The organism is Fischerella sp. (genome assembly GCF_013388695.1).
Taxonomy (GTDB): Bacteria; Cyanobacteriota; Cyanobacteriia; order Cyanobacteriales; family Nostocaceae; genus PCC9605.
The window spans coordinates 1-18,037 of the sequence record NZ_JACAEU010000135.1 but is presented as its reverse complement, the minus strand read 5'-3'; the positions used below and the strand labels follow the sequence as shown (position 1 = coordinate 18,037).

General features: G+C 41.4%; 13 protein-coding genes. 8 read left to right on the top strand and 5 right to left on the bottom strand.

What is annotated here, in order from left to right:
• The first annotated feature begins 76 nt into the window (after window positions 1-76).
• The 3 genes from HXY43_RS18020 to HXY43_RS18010 all read left to right on the top strand — a co-directional run bounded on the left by HXY43_RS18020 (window position 77) and on the right by HXY43_RS18010 (window position 5,989).
• Window positions 77-559, top strand: a complete 483-nt coding sequence (locus HXY43_RS18020; protein ID WP_290885678.1) for a Uma2 family endonuclease — start codon at window positions 77-79, stop codon at window positions 557-559.
• A 12-nt stretch (window positions 560-571) separates the two neighbouring features.
• On the top strand, window positions 572-4,240 hold the full coding sequence (locus tag HXY43_RS18015) for a hypothetical protein (protein ID WP_290885547.1): 3,669 nt from the start codon (window positions 572-574) through the stop codon (window positions 4,238-4,240).
• Between the two features lie 252 nt (window positions 4,241-4,492).
• Window positions 4,493-5,989 carry a glycosyltransferase family 39 protein gene (locus HXY43_RS18010; RefSeq protein WP_290885675.1) on the top strand — a complete coding sequence of 499 codons (1,497 nt, stop codon included), beginning with the start codon at window positions 4,493-4,495 and terminating at the stop codon, window positions 5,987-5,989.
• Between the two features lie 93 nt (window positions 5,990-6,082).
• Here the strand turns inward: HXY43_RS18010 and HXY43_RS18005 are convergent, their stop codons facing one another.
• The 3 genes from HXY43_RS18005 to HXY43_RS17995 form a co-directional block, all read right to left on the bottom strand.
• Window positions 6,083-8,143: a glycosyltransferase family 39 protein gene (locus HXY43_RS18005; protein WP_290885544.1), complete on the bottom strand. Its 2,061-nt coding sequence runs from the start codon at window positions 8,141-8,143 to the stop codon at window positions 6,083-6,085.
• Between the two features lie 391 nt (window positions 8,144-8,534).
• Window positions 8,535-8,921, bottom strand: coding sequence for a VOC family protein (locus HXY43_RS18000; protein ID WP_290885672.1), 387 nt, complete (start codon window positions 8,919-8,921; stop codon window positions 8,535-8,537).
• Window positions 8,922-9,035: 114 nt separating this feature from the next.
• Window positions 9,036-10,280: a VWA domain-containing protein gene (locus HXY43_RS17995; RefSeq protein WP_290885541.1), complete on the bottom strand. Its 1,245-nt coding sequence runs from the start codon at window positions 10,278-10,280 to the stop codon at window positions 9,036-9,038.
• Between the two features lie 328 nt (window positions 10,281-10,608).
• Here HXY43_RS17995 and HXY43_RS17990 point away from each other — a divergent pair, with 328 nt between their 5' ends.
• The 3 genes from HXY43_RS17990 to HXY43_RS17980 all read left to right on the top strand — a co-directional run bounded on the left by HXY43_RS17990 (window position 10,609) and on the right by HXY43_RS17980 (window position 12,820).
• On the top strand, window positions 10,609-11,274 hold the full coding sequence (locus tag HXY43_RS17990) for an ATP-dependent Clp protease proteolytic subunit (protein ID WP_026733429.1): 666 nt from the start codon (window positions 10,609-10,611) through the stop codon (window positions 11,272-11,274).
• A 102-nt stretch (window positions 11,275-11,376) separates the two neighbouring features.
• Window positions 11,377-11,970, top strand: a complete 594-nt coding sequence (locus tag HXY43_RS17985; RefSeq protein ID WP_026733430.1) for an ATP-dependent Clp protease proteolytic subunit — start codon at window positions 11,377-11,379, stop codon at window positions 11,968-11,970.
• A 232-nt stretch (window positions 11,971-12,202) separates the two neighbouring features.
• Window positions 12,203-12,820 carry a J domain-containing protein gene (locus HXY43_RS17980; RefSeq protein ID WP_290885536.1) on the top strand — a complete coding sequence of 206 codons (618 nt, stop codon included), beginning with the start codon at window positions 12,203-12,205 and terminating at the stop codon, window positions 12,818-12,820.
• Here HXY43_RS17980 and rnc read toward each other — a convergent pair.
• Window positions 12,803-13,492: a ribonuclease III gene (gene rnc / locus HXY43_RS17975; protein ID WP_290885669.1), complete on the bottom strand. Its 690-nt coding sequence runs from the start codon at window positions 13,490-13,492 to the stop codon at window positions 12,803-12,805. The two genes, HXY43_RS17980 and rnc, sit on opposite strands and share 18 nt — an antisense overlap.
• Before the next feature lie 111 nt (window positions 13,493-13,603).
• On the opposite strand from rnc, the gene HXY43_RS17970 reads away from it, so the two are divergent.
• Window positions 13,604-14,173: a Uma2 family endonuclease gene (locus HXY43_RS17970; protein ID WP_290885533.1), complete on the top strand. Its 570-nt coding sequence runs from the start codon at window positions 13,604-13,606 to the stop codon at window positions 14,171-14,173.
• Between the two features lie 285 nt (window positions 14,174-14,458).
• On the opposite strand, the gene HXY43_RS17965 is transcribed toward HXY43_RS17970, so the two are convergent.
• Window positions 14,459-16,000, bottom strand: a complete 1,542-nt coding sequence (locus HXY43_RS17965; RefSeq protein WP_290885530.1) for a hypothetical protein — start codon at window positions 15,998-16,000, stop codon at window positions 14,459-14,461.
• A 267-nt stretch (window positions 16,001-16,267) separates the two neighbouring features.
• On the opposite strand from HXY43_RS17965, the gene HXY43_RS17960 reads away from it, so the two are divergent.
• Window positions 16,268-17,887, top strand: a complete 1,620-nt coding sequence (locus tag HXY43_RS17960) for a glycosyltransferase family 39 protein (protein ID WP_290885527.1) — start codon at window positions 16,268-16,270, stop codon at window positions 17,885-17,887.
• Window positions 17,888-18,037: the final 150 nt, after the last annotated feature.

The window sequence follows — 18,037 nt, the reverse complement described above, 5'->3', positions numbered from 1 at the left end:
ATCTGGGACATCTAGAATAAGTGTGAAGGCAATTAGGGCGATGAGGGCGATCGCTTTTCCCTTGGGAGAAAAATGTATGAGTATTGCTCAGGCTAAACGTTTTACACTCGCTGAATACCACAGACTCGCAGAATTGGGCTTTTTCCACGAGGATGACCACATTGAATTAATCAATGGAGAAATTATTCAAATGGTAGCGAAGGGCAAAGCCCATGCAACTTGTCTAAGAAACTTATTGCGAGAACTACCAAGACTAGTAGGAGACAGGGCAACCTTGCAATCTCAAGCCCCGATTACTTTACCACCCAACAGCGAACCTGAACCAGATTTCGCTATTGTCAAAAATCGTAATGATAATTATCTTTCTGGTCATCCCGAACCTACTGATGTGTTGTTAGTTATAGAAGTTGCAGATTCTTCCTTAGATTATGACCGAGATGTGAAAATGCCTCTTTATGCTCAAGCAGGTATTTCTGATTATTGGATATTTAATTACCAAGTTGAACCTGGTAACGAGAGTGTACAAGTACTAAATAAAATTCCAGCAATTTATAAATGACTGGGGAAACATATGCCTGAAGAAGGATATACAAATGAAATTCGTGAGTTAGTTGAAGGTGTTGCCGCCGGACAAATTAGCGGTGATCCCTTCTATCAATACTTTGTTTCTAATGAGCCTGATGAGAGTATTCTGAAGCGTCCACTGATTATGCAGTCTCCCTACAAAGGATTAGAAAAATTTGAGCCGGAAGACAAGGACAAATTTTTCGGGCGAGACGTTTTAGTTACAAGATTAAATTGGGATTTAGAGCAAAATCATTTAATTGTGCTTTTGGGAGTATCAGGCAGTGGTAAATCATCACTAGTTAGGGCTGGAATCATCCCAACATTTGTAGAGAAAAATTTTATCAATTTAACTTTTGTACCAGATGAAAACCCATTTGAGTCTCTATATCTTTGTCTGAGTTCTCAGTACGGACAAGAAAAGGCTGAGATAGCTCGACAAGTGGGAACTGATACCTTGATGAGGGTTGTAGAAGCTCTAAAAGAGGATTCTCACTGGTTAATTTTTATCGATCAATTTGAGGAGCTTTTTACCAGAACCCCTAAAGAAAAATGTCACAAATTTATTGATAGCCTTGTGCAACTGATTGCAGCCCGAAATGATTCGCTCAAGATTATTTTGACAATGCGGGCTGATTTTTGTGATAGATTTAGTCTCTACCCCAATTTAGCAGCTGCTACAGAGCAACATATTCGCTTTATTACTGATATGAGCCGGGGTAAACTCAGATTAGCGATCGCTGAAGGAGCAGCTCGAAATGGTGTAATTTTTGAAGAAGGGTTAATCGAACAGATTATCAACGATTTTAAGCGGCAGGTAAATAGTTTACCTCTGCTACAATACACCCTAAATTTACTTTGGCAAAAAGAAGAAATCGCAAACCGCAAGCTAACTACAAAAACATACAATGATTTGGGAGGAGTGGCTGGCGCACTTCCAAAGCAGGTAGAAAAAATATATACAGAACTTGCAGAAGCAGAAAAAGAAGCAGTTAAAAAAATATTTATTGAATTAGTAGATATTGTTGATAATAAGACTGTTAGTAAAAGAACTGAGCAGGATCAGTTTAAAGATGGTGGAGTTTTAGAGAAGACACTTAATCAGCTGATCGGCGAACACCTAGTGATTGCAGGAAAACAAAAATCTACTGTAGAAATTGCCCATGAAGCCCTAATAACTGCTTGGCCAAAATTGCCAACCTGGATCAAAGAAAAAGAAAAAAACGAACAGATCCGTAAGTTAGAACTTGAAATCATCGAATCTAGACTGCAAGAGAAAGCAGCAAGAGTACTATACCTGCTTCCTACCGAACCACTCAACAGTTTATTGCTGGCAATTCAAACAATCGGTGAAAATTTGGATAAATTGCCAAAACAGATTCTTGATTCGGTTCAAACTAGCTTGCATAAAGCGATGGTAAAAACCAGAGTGCCAACTCTGTTTCAAGGACATGAGAGTGAAGTCACATGCGTCGCTTTTAGTCCAGATGGACAGATGATTGTTAGTGGCAGTTCGGACTACACAGTGCGCTTGTGGGATATTCAGGGCAACGCCATTGGCGAACCTTTGTACGGGCATGAGAGTGAAGTCACATCCGTTGCCTTTAGCCCTTCGGGGCAGATGATTGCCAGTGGCAGTTGGGACAACACAGTTTGTTTGTGGGACATGCAAGGCAATCTCATTGGCGAACCGTTGCGCGGGCATGAGAGTGGAATATTGTCAGTTGCCTTTAGCCCTTTGGGGCAGATGCTTGCCAGTGGCAGTTGGGACAACACAGTTCGTTTGTGGGACATGCAAGGCAATCTGATTGGCGAACCGTTGCGCGGGCATGAAAGTGGCGTCTATTGTGTTGCCTTTAGTCCTTGGGGGCAAATGCTGGCCACCAGCAGCGACGATCGCACAATCCGCTTATGGGATATTCAAGGCAACCCCATCGGTAAACCATTGCGCGGACATGAAAGTGGCGTCTATTGTGTTGCCTTTAGTCCTTCGGGGCAGATGCTTGCCACCAGCAGCGACGATCGCACAATCCGCTTGTGGAACATCGAAGGCAACCCCATCGGTAAACCATTGCGCGGACATGAAAGTGGAGTATTTTCAGTAGCCTTTAGTCCGGATGGGCAGATACTTGCCAGTGGCAGTTGGGACAAAACAGTCCGTTTGTGGGACATCCAAGGCAACCCCATTGGTGAACCACTGCGCGGGCACGAGAGTAGAGTCTTTGCTGTCGCTTTTAGTCCTTCGGGGCAGACGCTTGTCAGTAGCAGTTGGGACAAAACAGTCCGGTTGTGGGATATTCAGAACAACTCCATTAGTGAATCGTTGCACGGACATGAGAGTGGAGTCTTTGCAGTTGCCTTTAGCCCTTCGGGACAGATGCTTGCCAGTAGCAGTTGGGACAACACAGTCCGGTTGTGGGACATTCAAGGCAACCCCATTGGTGAACCACTGCGCGGACATGAGAGTGGAGTTTTTGCAGTTACTTTTAGTCCTTCGGGACAGATGCTTGCCAGTGGCAGTTGGGACAACACAATCCGTTTGTGGGACATTCAAGGCAACCCCATCGGTGAACCACTGCGCGGACATGAGAGTGGAGTCAATAGTGTTGCCTTTAGCCCTTCGGGGCAGATGCTTGCCAGTGGCAGTGACGATCGCACAGTTCGTTTGTGGGATATCCAAGGCAACCCCATTGGTGAACCGCTACGCGGGCACAAGAGTATTGTTTATTCAGTTGCCTTTAGCCCAGATGGACAGATGCTTGCCAGTGGTAGTTCGGATAGCACAGTGCGCTTGTGGAACATTCGGGGTAATCCCATCGATGAGGAGTTATGTGGGCACGAGAGTGAAGTCTATTGCGTTGCCTTTAGTCCGGATGGGCAGATGCTTGCCAGTGGTAGTTGGGACAACACAATTCGTTTGTGGGACAATCAGGGCCACCCCATTGGTGAACCACTGCGCGGGCATGAGAATGGAATCTTTGCAGTTGCCTTTAGTCCAGATGGGCAGATAATTGTCAGTGGTAGTTCGGATAATACAGTGCGCCTGTGGGATATTCAAGGCAACCCCATTGGTGAACCACTGCGCGGCCATGAGAGTGAAGTCTATTGCGTTGCCTTTAGCACAGATGGACAGATGATTGCCAGTGGTAGTTCGGATAATACAGTGCGCTTGTGGAAGGGCAACTGGCAAGCGTGGCTGCAATTTTGCTGTGACAGGTTGCGCGATCGCCGTGTATTCCAAAATCCCAAACAGGGCAGTTTAACAGAAGCCGCCTGTAAAACGTGTCAAAAGTACGTGTGGAATCCAACACCAGCGGATGAGTTCAACAAACAAGGTGTAACCAAGCGGAAGGCGAAAGCTTTTCAAGCAGCGTTTGATGACTTTTGCCGGGCAATTCAATTAAAGCCCAAGCATACAGGTGCTTATTATAATCGGGGCAAGATCCGCATGGACTTGGAAGATTATCAGGGGGCGATAGAAGATTTTGATTGCTTAATTCGCCTTATACCAAACCATGCAGATGCCCACGAATATCGGGGATTTTGCTACGCCAAGTTAGGCAATAGGCAGTTAGCCGCTGAGAATTTTTACAAAGCTGTCAAGCTTTATCAGCAACAAGGGTACATGGAAAGGTACCAGAAGGCACTGGAAAACTTCAGAGAAATTCAGGAGTAAGTTGATGGGCGTAGAGATTGCAAGCTTTTTTGTTAACGGGACTTAGTACAGTTTTGCATAAAATCGTAGTTTTTTTAAACGCAGAGGCACGCGGAGTAAACGCAGAGGGGCGCAGAGTCTTTCTACGATTTAATTCGTTACGAATTTGTGCAACATTGTACTTAGACAAATATTATGTATGCAGCCAACCCCACAGCGATCTCCCTTTGGGGCATCCCATCGGGAAAAATGGATAAAGTCAAGCTAAGCAAGATGAAAAAAGTTAAAAACATTATTCCTTTAACTTATTTAGTCATTGTAACTTTTTGGTTGAGATTAATTAATTTAGGATATTCAAATTACCAAGGCGATGAAATTAGAGCCTTGTACAAACCAGAAACTGGTCAAGATTTGATTGATTTCCTACTCAGTCAAAGGAAGGGGCCAATTCAATTTTTGATAACTTATACTATGAGTTTTATTAATCCAGAGTATGATAATGAGTTTCTAATCAGACTACCTTTTACGATAGCAGGTATATTCGCTATTTATTTTTTTTATAAGTTTGTTCAACTAGAGTTTGGAAAGAAAATAGCCCTATACTCATCTTTATTGATAACTATTAATGGACTATTTGTTGCCTTTTCAAGGATAGTTCAATATCAATCTTTAGTGATTTTATTTTCTATTTTATGTTTGTATTTTCTCAGTTTATCTACAAAGTATGAAAAATGGAGAATATCTGGTTTATATCTAGGGATGTTGTGCTGGGGAATTTCTATTCTTGCACATTACGATGGCATATTTATCGCACCGTTTGTGTTTTACTTAATTTATCGATGGTATATCAACAGCAACTTTTCCCAGAATAACAATCAACTCCTGCATTTAATTTGTGCAAGTTCTGTCTTATTGATATCAATATCTATCTTTTATATACCTTTCTTCTTTTCGATATCAGAATCGACTAAGACATACTGGGCGGAGAGGATAAATAAGCAGTCTGTCAGTTCTACAAGAACATTCATGACTTATAACCCGTTATTTGTTATATATTTATATGCTTTTTTGGGTGTACTAGGATTATTTAGAATCAAAGAAAATTTCTCAGTTGTATTATGGCTGTTATTTCCTATCTTATCGTTAGAAACCTTAGTTGGTAATCCTGGTACGCACATCTACACATATGTATTACCTTTTTCAATTTTAATGGCTTTTGGATTGGAATTATTCCAATTCTTGATAGCCAATCAATTTCCAGTTAAAGCAAAATATATTAATGTTGCTTTTTTGAATTTCATATATGTTTTTTTATTTCTCATTTCTCATTTATTGTTTATAGATAATAATAAAGAGTATCCGTGGGAAGATAAAAGTTTTTTATTTTTAGAATTTAAAAGACAAAGCAGACAAAGTTTATTTGGGTTCCCTTACTATCGGCACTGGGAAAAAATAGACTTGTATTTAAAAAGTACAGGAAAGAATGGTTACTTTATTACCAATGAGAAGAAAAGTATTATGAGATATTATATTCCAGTAGAGTTTAAAAATCTGGAATTGCAACCGTACGATCGTAATTTGCCTGGAGACATCTACATTATATATATCAAAAACCCTCAAAACAGAAACAAAAAAATATTAGACAAAGAGCAAAGCTATTGGGAAGAACGATATGAGCCGATAAAAACTTTTTCCAACAATGGACGAGTTGTAGCTACAATTTATCGCTTATCGATTGCTGATTGGGAAAAAATAGCCAGTAGTTATTAGTCATTGGTCATTTGTCATTAGTCAATGGTTGTAGAGACGTGCCATGGCACGTCTCTACATTGGTTAGTGGTTGGTAGTTTCTTCTACTTCCCATCATTTCACTACTTCCAACTCACCTATAACTGCTGGCTTTCCTAATACTTCTCCTTTACTGGGAGAGAACCACCCTACCTCAAGCTGGTAGTGCTGGGGTGATGTACTAGGGGGAATTTTGAGCTTGTGGATATCCCGCACAACTGTACCTGTAGTTATTTGTTCTGGAAACACATATCCATCTACCAAGGGTGCATTTGCAAGATTAGTAAAGTTGTCATTAGGTACACTGGAGTTGTGGATGAAGCGATCGCGCAAACCTATTTTGACTGAAATATCACGCGGCAGTGGTGCAAGAAATTCCCAGTAGAATGTGATGAGCAAATCCTCATTTGCAGACACTTTAGTTTTATTCAAGTCATAACCTAGTAGGCGCACTTGTTCCTTGAAAGATAAAGACAAGGGAAACTGGATGCGCTTTAAATCTTCAGGTAAAGGTAGTGGCCCCGGATACACCCACACATAATCAATATCATGCAGCCGTACAGTATACAAAGGTTGCTGCATAGCAAAGTAATTCAGCATCTTTGGTTCCGGCAATTGACGCTGCAATTGGTTTTTGTAGAATACCACTCGATTAGCTTGCGTCCAAGGTTGAATTCCAGATGGGACACGTTTGTCTATAGGTAAGATTTGGCCGTGGAAATAACTGGAAAAATATCGACTGTACCAACTCGCTACTTTAGTTTCTTTCACATTAGGTAACTGATTCAACCATTGAGCAGCTTTTTCTAAACCTTCTCCTTGACCAATCATAAATATATTTTGGGCTACCCTCCCACCACCCAGCAAAGGGTTGTAGTAGGCGAGGTAATAGGGATGATAAGGGAGAAGGAAGACTAGTTGCAACAAAAATAGAACTATATAACCCCTCCCTGCAAGCGAGGAGGGAAGAATATTTTTCCTTTGTGTAATTCCAGCAATAATTTCTAACCAGCCAACCGCCGCAAGTATCGCCAACATCGGCAAGCAAAGATTAATATAACGGTCGATTTTATTGTCACTAGCTGACAGGATCAACAGCACCCAGAAAGTAATTAAGGCAATCGCTGCTATCTCAGGCATTTTTTCCTGCTGACGCCGTAACTTGGGTATGAACAGTACTGCACTTGTTGCTAATAACCCCACTTGCAATACAGGTGAGAGGCGATAGGCCAGTACTAGCGGATAAAATAGAATCCCTGGCGAATGGGTGAGTTGTCCCAAGAAAAAAAGAAATCCCCGATCGGATTCTTGCAAAACACCTTGATGTATGCGATCGAGAACATATCCGGGTGAAACCCACATCGCCGGGAAAATTAGAGCAAACACTACTAAAATGGTAGTACCCCAAAGTGCATAGCCCCGAAATTGCTGCTTCCAGCCTCTTTGGGGAAAGCTGCTTCGCCAAAATCCTAGTTCAATCAATACTATTAGAAGGGCGATCGCAGGTAATAAAAACAACGCGGTGATTTTAGCTGCCGTTGACAGTCCTAGAAATATTCCCGAAGCAAAAAGGAATTTGCGTTTCCCATCTTTTCGCAAATAAAGTAGAAACAATAGTACAGCCAAAATTGCAAAATCAGCTTGTAGCGCATCGGTAGTAATAAAGCGCTGATAAGCCACAAAGAATGGTTCTAATAACAGCAGACTTATGGTGCATAGGGCTACTGCTTGTCCTAATAACCGCTTTGTCAGTACATATACATACACCATACAAGCGGAAGTGACTACCGCTTGCACAATACGGGGGATTATATATAAGTTAATAGGAAATTCTTCTAAATTTAGACAAGCCCCGATATCTGAAGGTAAATCTACACCAAGAAAACCAGGGAAAAGCTTGTGCAACCAGCAATTCAACAACATACTGCTGCCAGTTAGCCACATATTGGGAACCCCTGGATGATGCTTGAGAATAGTATGCGTAAAATCTCCCTCAAACAGGCGTTTGACAAACTGACTACCACGATAAATCCACAATCCCTCATCTGTATTTAGGGAAGCAGTAATTGCCAGAGTACGCAGTATCAGTGAGATGATGAAGATGGCAAGCAACAACGGGGAAGCTTTCGCTTTCATTAGGGCAGGAAATCCACCTGTAACTTTTCTGGGATAGTTTACCAGATTGTATAGTTAGTAGTTAGTAGTTAGTAGATAGTAGATAGTAGTTTCCACTAACCACTAGATCTTAATCTCTTTTAGTCCCTAAAAATGGCGCGATCGCACCGAATCAAACTCTGCTTTCAATGCAGTCAATCTGCATCGGTACTTTATCGCGTTAAGTACAAGCAGGACGGCGATTGGGTTTTTGTTTGCCCTAAATGTTGGCAGCACTTAAGCGATAATAACCCGTTTTATGTTTATGGTGGGACGTGGAAAGCCCGAAAGAAGTAGTAGGGGCGAAGCATTTGTGTAGAAAGATGCAAATGCTTCGCCTTTACGCTCAGATAAGATTTAAAAATTGATATAACTACCATTCATAAATTTCTAATGGTAGAGAATCTGGGTCTTTAAAAAAAGTAAATTTTTTACCTGTAATTTCATCAATTCTAATATCTTCAACTTCAACACCCTGAGCTTTTAACTCGCTAACAGCTTGCTCAATATCTTCAACTTCAAAAGCCAAATGCCTTAATCCACAAGCCTCCGGATTACTAACTCTTTGTGGAGGATTCGGAAAAGAAAATAACTCAATTTGATGATTCTCCCCCACTCGTAAATCTAACTTATAAGAATTTCTCTCCTTCCTAAAAGTCTCATTAATAATAGAAAAACCTAAAATTTCCGTATAAAACTTCTTTGACCGTTCATAATCAGAACAAATAATAGCTATATGATGAATACCTGTAGTCTTCATTATCTTTTCTTTGCGTTCTACACTGCGGGAAGCCGTTTGCGCGTCTAATGCGTACTTTGTGGTTCGTTTATTCAAAAAAATTATAGGGTGGGTAATATCCCACCCCTAAAACTATTAATCTTGCAAAACCGTCTTCGATACAATTCTGGTTTTTTTGCGATCGCTCTCCGATAACTCTTCTCCTGATTGCAGGCGGGTAGCAGAAGTTTGCAAAACCGTAGCTGCACCCACATCTCCCATTTGCAAAGCAGTTTTAGCAGCAGTTTGCAGCATTGTTGCAGCACCAGCGCGATCGCCCTGTTGTAATTTCGCTTCTGCTAGCTGCGTTTGTCGATACTTTGCTAATGCCAGAATATGCTGCTGTACCTCCGGATTGGAAACACCTTGGTAATTTGGAATCACATTCACTTCCACAGGTATATTTTCTGATAGTAACCCTGTCTGTTTTTGCGCGGGGTTATCGTAGCGCACTTGTAAATTAGCAATAGTATGTTTGCCTGGAGAGAATTGCCCTAAATAAATATTTGCTAAAACTACCCGTTTCGTATCCTTCATCAAGTCTCCCAGACGCACCGCGTAACGTCCATCAGCTTCTTGTTGCACTGGTAACTCAATCGTATCTGGAGAAACTTGGGCAACAGGTTTTAATTCTGCAAAGCGAACTTTCGGCATCAGAGAAAACAGTAGATAGGCATTAGTTAATCCTACTGCTTGAATACGGTTGAAAAGACGACTAAACTCATCTACCGCCTGTTCTGGTTTTTGAATATAAGACAACGTCCCACCACCAGCATCGGCAATTTTTTCTAAAATATCTTGGTTCCAATTGTCACCAAATCCCAAAGTATTCAAAGTCAAATTGTAGCCAGCAGCCAACTGAGCAAATTTCAAACAACGCTTGTTGTCGCCGTGTTCATTTTCACCATCAGTTAATAGAAAGGCTTGAGAAATTGTTTCTTTTTTCCCTTTTGCTAGTTCCTCAATTCCTAAACGCAACCCTTCATCAATAGCAGTACCGCCATCAGCAGCAAGACGATTAATTTGCTGTTTAATGCGTTCTCGGTCTTCAATAGTTTGATTGGGTACTAATACTTTGGCGCGGTGATCAAAAACTACCACACTCAGGCGATCGCCTTCTTTGAGTCCATCAACAATCTCATTAGCTGCTTTTTTTACTGTTTCTAGCGGTCGCCCGCTCATCGAACCACTATGATCGAGAATTAGGCATAAATTCAGCGGTACATCGCGATCGCTAAATTCAGCGATCGCAGAAAGAGAAATAGCCAACTGACGTTGACTGCTCATTTGATTGGCATCTAGATTGCCATCATTCAGTCTAGGCAGCAAACTAACCTTCATAACTTCGGGTTTCCATCCAAGATATACATATTTATAAATAACTTCAAAGTGCAATATCCGTTCTACGGAAAAGCTAACCAGCAGAGATACTTTAGACTTCTTAAAGAAGTTGGAGGAAGAGGGGAAAGGAATTAAGAAGCCTTTACCCTTTAACCATTTCCCATGTCTTATAAAACATCTATTAATAATAGTGACAACATCTTAAGCGCAAAAGCTACTCAGACGTAGAGGAATTTTGCTAATTAGCGAGAAATCCACACCTCCAGGTGACTTAGCCTCGCGCTAGGATGTATTACAGTTAACGGCATTATTTCAGGCAACAGTTGCTATGGACATGTCCCCCATCAAGGCTGTGCAAGCCCCTTATTACGGTGATAACTTCTACCGCACGCCGCCACCAGATTTACCTTCCTTATTGTTGAAGGAGCGAATTGTCTATCTTGGCATGCCACTGGTGCCTGCTGTCACCGAATTAATCATAGCTGAACTGCTGTATTTGCAGTCCGACGATCCAGACAAACCAATTAAAATCTACATTAACTCGACTGGTACCTCCGGTTACAGTGGCGAACCCATCGGCTTTGAAACGGAAGCCTTCGCCATCTATGACACGATGAAATATATCAAGCCTCCCATCCACACCATCTGCATTGGTATGGCAATGGGTATGTCAGCAATGCTTCTCAGTGCTGGGACAAAAGGTTGCCGCGCTAGTTTGCCTCACGCTACCATCGTCCTGCATCAGCCCAAGAGCTACGCCCAAGGCCAAGCCACAGATATTCAGATCCGGGCTAAAGAAGTACTGGCAAATAAAGCGACGATGGTAGACATCCTCTCTCGTAACACTGGACAGCCCAAGGAAAGAATAGAGAAGGATATGGATCGCCTCTTCTATATCACTCCCAAGGAAGCTGTGGCATATGGCTTGATTGACCGAGTTTTTGAGAAAGAAGAACTCGCCCATCCTCCCGTACCAGCAGCTGGAATTCTTTAAATCAGTTGTTTGTTGTTTGTTGTTTGTTGTTCGTTCCAACCAACTATCAACAACCAACCACCAACAATTGGCTAATAACTAATTACAAACGGAGTAACGAAAATGCCTATAGGCGTTCCTAAAGTCCCCTACCGGATGCCGGGGGAACAATATACACAATGGATTGACATCTACAATCGTCTTTACCGGGAACGCATTATTTTCCTGGGGCGAGACGTTGATGATGAAATTGCCAATCAAATTATCGCCGTAATGCTATACCTGGATTCGGAAGATCCAGGCAAGGATATTTATCTATACATCAATTCCCCCGGTGGGATGGTTACATCTGGCATGGCGATTTTTGATACCATGCAACACATCAAATCAGATGTAGTTACCATTTGTGTGGGCTTAGCAGCTTCGATGGGTTCCTTCCTGCTAGCAGCTGGCACTAAAGGCAAACGATTGGCATTGCCTCACTCACGGATTATGATTCACCAGCCATCTGGTGGTACTCGTGGGCAAGCAACCGATATTGAAATTGAAGCCAGAGAAATTCTGCGGATTCGTCGTCAACTGAACGAAATTTACGCTAAAAATACTGGTCAGCCAATAGAAAAGATCGAAAAAGACATGGATCGTGACTTTTTCATGTCTGCCCAAGAGGCGAAGGAATACGGCTTGATTGACAAAGTAATTGAAGAACGTCCCTAGCTAGGAACTAGGGAATAGGGCATTGGGCAAGGGGCATAAAAATTATGAATTATGAATTATGAATTATGAAATTTTCAGCATTCATAATTTTCACCTATTCCCAATTCCCAATGCCCGATGCCCCTTGCCCAGACCCTATGCCTCTAAAAATGGCAAATTGGTCTTTATCATTGGTACTTCAAGCTTTAAGCTAGTAGCTGATAGCTGAATATAGTGCTTGTTATAGCTCAAGATGGATCTTGGAGATTGCTACCGTTTATTGGGTTTAAGGTCGGGAGCATCCTTTGGCGAAATTAAAGCCTCTTACCGCCGACTCGCGCAACAATATCATCCCGATATCAACCCAGATGACAAAAAAGCAAAAGAAAAGTTTATTGCCTTGACTGAGGCATACAAGTTGCTGTTGCAGGTGATAACGCCCCAAGAAACAGCCCAACAGTCAACTCAGTCACCAGCCTCAGCTTCTGGAGAAATACAAACACCCAACCCAGAACCAACTTCTCAACAGACGCCGAAAAAGCAGCCGACGCCCCAACCGCCGCACATTTCGGAAACAGAACAGCGACTGAAGTGGAAGACTTATGAGCAATTGCAGCAGTTTTTGAAAGAAAGACGGTTCCCTCAGGCGATCGCACTAGCAGAAGCTTTAGCGGCACGTTTACCCGAAGATGCAGAAGTGCGCCAGTGGCAGGCGATCGCCTATCAACTTTGGGGACGCGCACTAATTGCAGAAAACCAGCTATTTAAAGCCAAAATATATCTGAACAAAGCCTTGAAAACAGACCCCCACAACAAGACTTTGTGGAATGAGGTGCAGCGGGACTTTCAAAAATTAGAGCAGATCTTTTGAGTTTTCTTTTACCTTTGCCAGGGCATCTTCAGCAGCAGCTTTTTCAGCATCTTTTTTGTTGCGTCCTCTGCCTTCACCGTATACTTTTTCACCCACAAATACCTTAGCAATAAACTCAGGCGCATGAGAAGAACCCCCCGCTTGTTCTGTAACATACTTGGGGGGAGTTGGGGTAATATTTCTTTGCACCCATTCTTGAAAGCGGTTTTTAGAGTCTACATTGGCGCGAAACTCAACAATATTTTCCGGGACGGAATCAAACAGCGGTTCTACAACAGCACGAACAGCCTCCATATCAGAATTATTATCTAAATAGTAAGCGCCAACTATCGCTTCAAAAGTACTGCTGAGCAAATTGGGATTTTGAAAGCCGCCGTCAAGAATTGCACCCTTGCCCAAGCGCATTCGCAAGTCTAAGCCTACCTCAACAGCAAACCTAGCAAGTTGCTTTTCATCTACTAACGCCGATCGCCGTCGTGTTAATTCATCTTCTCCTTTTTGGGGGTAACGGCGATAGAGATACTGGCCACTTAAGAAGTTGAGCAAAGCATCACCGAGAAACTCCAAGCGTTCGTTGTGTTCGCCTGCTTCGGGATGTTCGTGGATATAGGAACGGTGTGTCAGCGCACAGTGTAGAAGTGTTTCATCACGAAATTGCAAAAGTTTGTGCATCTCGGGCAATTTCTCTTTCATGCCATTATTATCGAAAAATCTTAATATCAATCAATATTGTTTTAAAAATAGTTAGTCTTAAATATAATCCTATTTAAAAGGAAAGCGACTATGAACCAGACAGCAACTGAGCGTGTGCGCTGGACTACTACAGACATAGACCTCCTACCTGAAAACGAGGGTACGCGCTATGAGATTATAGACGGAGAATTATTCATGACCAGAGCGCCTCACTGGAGACATCAACGTACTTGCTTAAATATCAGTTTAGAACTTGAGTCTTGGTCGCGGTCTAGTGGTTTAGGACAAGCAAGTGTTACTCCTGGTGTTCTGTTTTCGGAAACTGATAATGTTATCCCAGATGTGGTTTGGGCGAGTCATGAACGTTTAGCAGTTTTGCTCGACGAAGCGGGACATTTGACAGGCGCACCGGAGTTAGTGGTAGAGGTGTTGTCTCCTGGTGTGGAAAATGAGCGCCGGGATAGAGAAGCGAAACTCAAGCTTTACGCTTCACGGGGAGTAAAGGAATATTGGATTGCAGATTGGCGATTGCAACAAGTTGAAGTTTACCGTCGGGAAAGTGGGATTTTAAAGTTGATGGTAACGCTGTTAGATAATGATGAATTGAGTTCATCATTATTGCCTGGTTTTAGTTGTGCTGTGAGTCGGTTTTTTGTGTAATTAAACTTTACTCAACTGTTAATAAAACCCCAGCTTTAGGTTTGGACTCAGCAACTAAGTGTTATATTTTTCAGTAATTTAACTCTTAGTAATTGCCTGAATGAACAGTGAGAGAATGTTTTAAAAGTCCTCTTGTCGATAACAAAAAGGTTTTAGATCCCCCTAAATCCCCCTTAAAAAGGGGGACTTTAAGAGGTTTTTGCCTCCTGCCTTTTAAGGGGGATAGGGGGGATCAAAAAATAGAGTTTGATGCATACGACCAAAAATTGCTTTAATTTAAGGTTATCAACTTTCCTCACTATCGACCGAATTACTTTTAGAAGAATTAGGCCGCGATCCTGCATTACGTACATTCACAATTTTGCCAAGCAAATCGAACCAAAATGGCGCACCCATAGCAATAGCAATTCCACTCAGAATCCAGCCAGGAATCATTGTTACAATTTTGATATTCGGAAAAGCTTGCTTTGACTGGCGTGTCCAATTAATTTGCTGTTTTAAGTTGATATCACTCCAACCAATAGGTAGAGAAATATTGGTTAAAGCCTGGTCTGCTTCTAATCTCAATGCATCTAAATTAGCAGTGGGATTCTTAAGTAATATTTCTCCAGCATTATTTGTAATTGTATCTCGGAGAGCAGAATCTTTCGATAACCTGCTAATCATGTGAATAGCATCTGCATTAGCAGTAACAGCGATCGCCAAGCCAATTAAAATTGCTACTCCTTTGGCATTACGTTTGTAAACACCAGAGGCTCGTTCCATTGAGCTATTAAATGTATTTTCAATTTCCAGGCGTAAGGCATTCATTCCCTCTTCTGTAGTTTTAACTCTTGCCTGAGCGCGTTTTGCCAAAACGGCAAGATTGTCTACAACAGATGGTGGTAATGTCTCAATTGCCTGTTTAATTACCTGATAGGTTTCGCTATCTTGGTCTTTAATTGCCGCTTCGATTTCTTTATATATAGCACTACTTTTATTAATTGTTTGCACGACTTCGTTAATATTAGGGCGCAGTCCTCCAAGAGCTATTGCTTGTTCAGTATCTTCAAAAATATCTTTTCTTAAAAACTTGAGTTTTCGTAAGGCTTTGCTAAATAATTCATACTCTGGCATCTCTGCCTGAAAAGCCTCTATATATCTATCGACGCTTTCTGCCATACGATTAAGGCTTGTCTTCAAGCTAGCTTTTTTTTGTTGAAAATTCCAACAACTTTTTTCAAATTCTGCTTGGAGTTCTGCATACCCGTTATAGATACTATTGAAAAAATATGCAAAATTTTCATCACTATTTATCTCTTCTTGTAATTTAATAATAATTTCTTCTATTTCAGTTAATCTTTCTTTTTTGAAAGTGTCTAGCCTCGATGCACTTAACTTTTGCACTAATGCTGGTATTTGTAATGTTTCAACGAGAGTAGTAGCAAAAACATCGGCAGGAATATAAGATGGGCCAGTGTGTTTTTTGTTGCCAAAAATACTATCACTTTTATCTGTTCCCGGTCGAGGGTTTTTGATAGAACGATAAATTGAGCCAATTAACCAAGTAATTTTACGAGGTAGGGTAACAAATAATCCTTTTGCTTCTTGATTGATATTTTTAACTAAAGGATTATCATAAATGTTATTTGCTAATTGAATAACTTGCGCTTCTTCTGCACTTTTTATATCACCAGCCAGAAGAATTTCAATTGACTTTTTTAAGTGTTCGGCACGCCATTGAAAAACAGTTGCAATTAGTTCCTGAATTTCTGAAGCTAATAAACTTAAAATTAAATAAATAAATATTAAACCAATTGCTACATCTAAAATAGAAGGTAAATTCATTGATTATCTCCACAATAACTGAATAAGATTTGATATTTGGTATGTTTGGTGTCAATTTTAAAAATCAATGCCTGTTAAATAAATTTAAAAGTATAGTCAAAAATTTTGTCGCAAAATATTATGATTGGTTAGCAAAAATTGAGTTAATTTAAAATTTAGGAGGAATTTAAAGCAGTGATTGTTGCTAAATGGCAACAATGGAGGCTTGCAAACGTCTCCTTTTAATCAAACTAATCAAACCAGCAAGCAAAACAAGTATCCTAGACTATGCAAGAAGGAAGCTTTACTTGGGGCCGTCTAGAAAAGCAATATCGATCGCACCAGAAATGGGTTGATGGGACATGGGTAATAGTGCTGCTGGTTGCAGCTGTGTTACTTTTTACCATAAATCTTGGGCAATTACCGCTGCGAGATTGGGATGAAGGTACTGTGGCGCAGGTTGCTAGGGAAATTTGGCAGGCCCCAGCTGGTTCGATGCGTTGGCTTCATCCAACCCTGGGAGGTGAACCATATCACAACAAGCCGCCATTGATGCACTTGCTGATTGCTTGGGCTTACTCCTTGGGGGGTGTAAATGAATGGACAACGCGAATACCCGGAGCAATTTTAACAGCTATTTCAGTACCTTTACTGTATTGTATTGGTCGAGAAATATTTCGTCAGCGTTTTTGTGCTATCTACAGTGCTTTGATTTACCTAACGATGCTACCGGTGGTGCGTCATGGACGACTAGCCATGCTGGATGGCGCAGTGGTATGTTTTTTTATGCTGATGATGTGGTGTTTGTTGCGATCGCGTCGTGACTTACGTTATTGCCTGGGTGTAGGCATCTGTTTTGGGTTGATTTGCCTAACTAAGGGCATGTTAGGCGTATTGTTAGGTGCTGTGGCAGTGGTATTTCTGTTTTGGGATACACCGCGAATACTAACTAGTGCCTATATGTGGATAGGAATGTTCATCGGCATTATACCCGTAGCTTTTTGGTACGGTGCCCAGTGGTGGGAATATGGTCAAACTTTTACCAATGTCGGCATGGTCGGTCAATCTCTCAGCCGCATTTGGATATCTGTTGAAGAACATTCTGGCCCACCTTGGTACTATCTGCTGGAAATTCTCAAGTACACCTGGCCTTGGTTACTTTTTTTGCCATCTAGCTTGCGATTATCCTGGAAAAACCGCAACTTCAGTTGGGCAAAACTCGTGCTGGTGTGGATAGTAGTTTATTTGATTGCGATTTCTTTAATGAGAACCAAACTTCCTTGGTATGTGTTTCCAATTTATCCAAGCTTAGCCTTGGTGATGGGAGCAAAACTGGGGGAAATTGAGAATTTGCCTTTACTATCATCTTATCCCCGTCCTTGGGTGATAATTTTGGCAATTCTGGCAGTGATAGCAGCTGGTGGTAGCATTTACTTTAGTTGGGGAACGGCATCGAAGTCAGATTTACAACTGATTTTTGCAGCAGTTGCAGCAACAATGACTTTAGCAGCTATTTTGGCAGAACGCGGTGATACACAGTTTCTTAGAGTTTTGTTTTGGGGATCTTATATTTCGCTGCTGTTGTTGATGAAGTCTAACTATTGGGTTTGGGAATTAGGAGAACGCTATCCAGTCAAACCAGTCGCAGCTATGATTCAACAGGAAACACCACCAGGTACAAAGATTTACACATCGAATCCTGAAAACCGTCCGTCGTTAAATTTTTATAGCGATCGCAATATAGTTTCTGCTTCTATTAGAGAATTGCAATATTATTGGCGTTACAAAGAACAACCCTACTTCTTGTTAGATGAACCTACCCTTAATCATCTCCAACTTGATTCAGCGAATCTACTTGATCAAGCAGAAGGTTGGAAACTAGTTACAAAAAATACAGGTAGATTGTAAATAGATAGTAGATAGTAGATAGTAGTTAGTAGTTAGTAGATAGTAGTTAGTACTTGGTTGTTTCCCACTACCCACTAACCACTACCCACTAACCACTACCCACTAACCACTACCCACTAACCACTACCCACTAACCACTACCCACTAACC

Bases quoted from the DNA above. Each gene is read 5' to 3' on its own strand.
- HXY43_RS17965 (WP_290885530.1), bottom strand. From the start codon at position 16,000: ATGAATTTACCTTCTATTTTAGATGTAGCAATTGGTTTAATATTTATT.
- HXY43_RS18015 (WP_290885547.1), top strand. From the start codon at position 572: ATGCCTGAAGAAGGATATACAAATGAAATTCGTGAGTTAGTTGAAGGT.
- HXY43_RS17980 (WP_290885536.1), top strand. From the start codon at position 12,203: ATGGATCTTGGAGATTGCTACCGTTTATTGGGTTTAAGGTCGGGAGCA.
- HXY43_RS17985 (WP_026733430.1), top strand. From the start codon at position 11,377: ATGCCTATAGGCGTTCCTAAAGTCCCCTACCGGATGCCGGGGGAACAA.
- rnc (WP_290885669.1), bottom strand. From the start codon at position 13,492: ATGCACAAACTTTTGCAATTTCGTGATGAAACACTTCTACACTGTGCG.
- HXY43_RS17995 (WP_290885541.1), bottom strand. From the start codon at position 10,280: ATGAAGGTTAGTTTGCTGCCTAGACTGAATGATGGCAATCTAGATGCC.
- HXY43_RS17990 (WP_026733429.1), top strand. From the start codon at position 10,609: ATGGACATGTCCCCCATCAAGGCTGTGCAAGCCCCTTATTACGGTGAT.
- HXY43_RS18020 (WP_290885678.1), top strand. From the start codon at position 77: ATGAGTATTGCTCAGGCTAAACGTTTTACACTCGCTGAATACCACAGA.
- HXY43_RS17960 (WP_290885527.1), top strand. From the start codon at position 16,268: ATGCAAGAAGGAAGCTTTACTTGGGGCCGTCTAGAAAAGCAATATCGA.
- HXY43_RS18010 (WP_290885675.1), top strand. From the start codon at position 4,493: ATGAAAAAAGTTAAAAACATTATTCCTTTAACTTATTTAGTCATTGTA.
- HXY43_RS18005 (WP_290885544.1), bottom strand. From the start codon at position 8,143: ATGAAAGCGAAAGCTTCCCCGTTGTTGCTTGCCATCTTCATCATCTCA.
- HXY43_RS17970 (WP_290885533.1), top strand. From the start codon at position 13,604: ATGAACCAGACAGCAACTGAGCGTGTGCGCTGGACTACTACAGACATA.
- HXY43_RS18000 (WP_290885672.1), bottom strand. From the start codon at position 8,921: ATGAAGACTACAGGTATTCATCATATAGCTATTATTTGTTCTGATTAT.